Here is a 1,884-nt window from a genome sequence, read left to right on the forward strand (position 1 = left end):
TGTATTTTGTATTTTGTATTTTGATAGCATCATTAGTTTTTTCTTATTTAGCAAGTAATTACTTAATTAGCTTATCAAGTTTTTCCTCTCTTATTATATATTTCCCATTCTTTATAATTGCTTATTTAATTAATAATGAAAAAGTATCTTCGCTTAGAAAAAAACCTTATTTTATAATTGTAATCACTACAGCTTTAGCCATAACCACACTCTATCATGAGGAAAGTATCAATAGGCTAATTATAGACATAACTAAAACTGATTTTATATCATCTTTTTTTGTTATTTATATTTTAAAATTCTTTATAAGTATAGTTTTAGGTTCTAGCATTATTTATTTCGCTTTATCAACTGATAAATATGCAAAAGTATCAAACAATGCTTTAGGTGTTTATTTAATCCATCCTATTATTTGTTTTGTTTTATTACAAACCTTAACTTATTTTCATGTGGAATATAGTTTATTAGTAATAATATTATTAACATTATCAACTATTAGCATCGCACTTTTATTAGCTTTTAACTCAACCATTCACTGGTTTATTGAACCTAAGTTAAATATCAACAAATTAACACATTAGGACTGCTTGAAAATCACTCCCTTACCGCTTGAGATTTGCTACATTGGCACCAGTTACCAATGTAGCCTAACCAATTACAATGTCATTGCAGTAATTAAACATATAAATATGCAAAGAAAAGTTGCTTGGATTAATCCAGAAGATAGCAAATCAGGTAAGGCCATTGGAGTGGCATTAAATGATACATCATGTCAGATACTGCGTAACCAAATTGGCAACCATCATAAATGGGTGTTTGTACACAAAGAGGCTGCAAATAGAAATGACGGAACAATGACTCCGGAAATCATAAAAATGAGAGTTGACAATAATCGCTCTTGGAACTCGGCATTAAAAAGAGCTGGAATTGAAGACTTAAGGTTTCATGATTTAAGGCACACAGGGGGCCAGCTAGCTTGTTCAAGCTGGAGTTTCGTTATCAATCAATGACATGCTAGTGGTGGCTAATATATTGATAAATTTGGTGGGTTGTGGGGGGTTCGAACCCCCGACCAATTGATTAAGAGAGCGTAGAACTACATTTAAAAACAATCAGATACAGCGAAAGACGCCGCTCACACAGCTTTACTTCGCAAAAGTTAGAAAACGTTAAAACAACTAAGGAAACTTTCAAGTCCCAACTGCGCCCCAATCACTTCAATACTCCTACCTAAAAAATTCCGACCAATCCAGATATATCCCCTCATCACGTTCAAATAAAATATGACCTCAACTCAAGAGGTCACATGAACACAACTCAATTACTTTTACTTGCACTAAATTGCATCAATGAAAAAATGGAGCCATCTCACACTGAGCTATCGCTAATTTATGTTTTCTATAAAACTGAGATAGAGGGCAATGCTATTTCTATTAATGAGTTTATACTGTTACTTTATAATTCAACATTGTACTATCAGATAGAGCAATCAAAAATAGCTCCAGTTATTGAGTTTATCGAAAGATACCTAAGTCTTTCTGCTGATAAGTCACTCTCAAGAAAATAAAATCATCATGCAAAATCTCGCAGAACTACCAAAAGAAGATAAAGACAAAGTAAATGTCGATTTGGCTGCAAGCGGAGTCGCATATAAAGAAAGACTCGGCAAGCCAGTTATTGACGTCGAAGTTGAGCGACAACAACCCGAACACTTGCGCGAGTATTTTCGTGAGCGTTTAGTTTATTACAGAGAAGTGAGCAAGAGATTGCCCAAGGGGTATGAGTATAATCAAGACTAATTAATGATACTGCTAATAAAGAACGCGACTGAACCCGTTAACTGGGAAATGTCCACAACGGTATTGTCTGATTTTCTAACCAATT

The 1,884-nt window shown here is 33.7% G+C and carries 2 protein-coding genes and 2 pseudogenes; all 4 read left to right on the forward strand.

Annotated elements, in window-relative coordinates; genetic code table 11:
* Nucleotides 1–581, forward strand: a pseudogene (locus tag DD649_RS13875) (acetyltransferase); the annotation flags it as partial.
* Between the two features lie 78 nt (nucleotides 582–659).
* Nucleotides 660–972 (forward strand): annotated as a pseudogene (locus tag DD649_RS13880) (tyrosine-type recombinase/integrase); the annotation flags it as partial.
* A 334-nt stretch (nucleotides 973–1,306) separates the two neighbouring features.
* On the forward strand, nucleotides 1,307–1,567 hold the full coding sequence (locus tag DD649_RS13885; protein ID WP_294107853.1) for a hypothetical protein: 261 nt from the start codon (nucleotides 1,307–1,309) through the stop codon (nucleotides 1,565–1,567).
* A 7-nt stretch (nucleotides 1,568–1,574) separates the two neighbouring features.
* Nucleotides 1,575–1,799 carry a DNA polymerase III subunit theta gene (locus DD649_RS13890; protein WP_294107855.1) on the forward strand — a complete coding sequence of 75 codons (225 nt, stop codon included), beginning with the start codon at nucleotides 1,575–1,577 and terminating at the stop codon, nucleotides 1,797–1,799.
* The last annotated feature ends 85 nt before the right edge of the window (nucleotides 1,800–1,884 follow it).

Origin of the sequence: Providencia sp. (assembly GCF_003533305.1) — a bacterium.
Lineage (GTDB): Bacteria > Pseudomonadota > Gammaproteobacteria > Enterobacterales > Enterobacteriaceae > Providencia.